The organism is Bacteroides sp. AR20 (assembly GCF_964250605.1).
GTDB classification, from domain to species: Bacteria; Bacteroidota; Bacteroidia; order Bacteroidales; family Bacteroidaceae; genus Bacteroides; species Bacteroides uniformis.
The window spans coordinates 1-952 of sequence record NZ_CAXUGK010000074.1 but is presented as its reverse complement, the minus strand read 5'-3'; the positions used below and the strand labels follow the sequence as shown (position 1 = coordinate 952).

The following is a 952-nucleotide window of genomic DNA, read 5'->3' as shown; positions in this document are numbered from 1 at the left end:
TGTAGCTAACACTTGAAAAGGGACCCGGGTAGCATTTGAAACGTGTACCACCCGATAGGTTTTGCAAAGTTAATTAAATTTGTTTATTTATCATATCTTGTGTTTCTTTCATTCTGTACGATTTTCCCGTCATGTTCAGTAGAATCGCCTTGTGCGTTAGCCTGTCTACCATTGCTGTAACTAGTACTTTGTCTGCAATAATCTCGTCCCATCTGTTGAATGCGAGATTTGTTGTAATGACGGTTGTTTTCTTGTCAGTTCTGAGTGACAGATGGTTGAACAACATCTCCGCTCCCGCCTTGTCACAAGAAACGTATCCGAACTCGTCGCAGATGACCATGTCGTATCGTTCGAACTTGTTCTCGAGTGCCCTTAGTGTCATTGCGTTCCGGCATTCCCTTATCTGCGTAAGCAGTCTGGGCACGGAAGTGAACAGTACGGAGTATCCCGCGTTACAGGCCGCAATCCCCAAGGCTGTAGCCAGATGGGTCTTTCCGGTACCGGGATTCCCGTATAGTATAAGGTTGCGCCCTTCCTTGATGAAATCAAGTGTCTCAAGGTTTGGCAAGGCCTTCCGCGCTTCTGGCGGAAGCGCGTCCGTGTCTATTTCGTTGAGGTATCGCAACTGTGGGAACGCGGCATTTTTGATGCGATGCCGACGCTGGTTCTCCGAGCGGTTTTCTTTTTCCTGACGCAGGAGTTCGGCCGTGAACATCCACAGGTTCCATCGTTCATCAAGTCCTTGCTGTATAAGCAGGTCGATGTCGCGTCGTACCAGAGGGAGTTTGAGGTCGAAGGCATACGCACGTATCCGTTCGCGTATGGAGTCTTGATTTTCGTTTTGTTCCATTGCTATGCAATTTTTATGTTGTTAGACGGTAACTTTGTTTACAGGTTGTTGTGTGGCGCCACATCCGATCATCGCCGAAAGTGTGTCCAATGTCTGTGAGGC

At 48.1% G+C, this 952-nt stretch carries 1 protein-coding gene; it reads right to left on the bottom strand.

The window, feature by feature from the left end:
• Positions 1-73: 73 nt before the first annotated feature.
• Positions 74-850, bottom strand: a complete 777-nt coding sequence (gene istB, locus ACESTD_RS18425; protein WP_016272400.1) for an IS21-like element helper ATPase IstB — start codon at positions 848-850, stop codon at positions 74-76.
• Positions 851-952: the final 102 nt, after the last annotated feature.

What these genes read in the sequence shown, in the direction of transcription:
- istB (WP_016272400.1), bottom strand. Translation starts at nt 850, where the DNA reads ATGGAACAAAACGAAAATCAAGACTCCATACGCGAACGGATACGTGCG.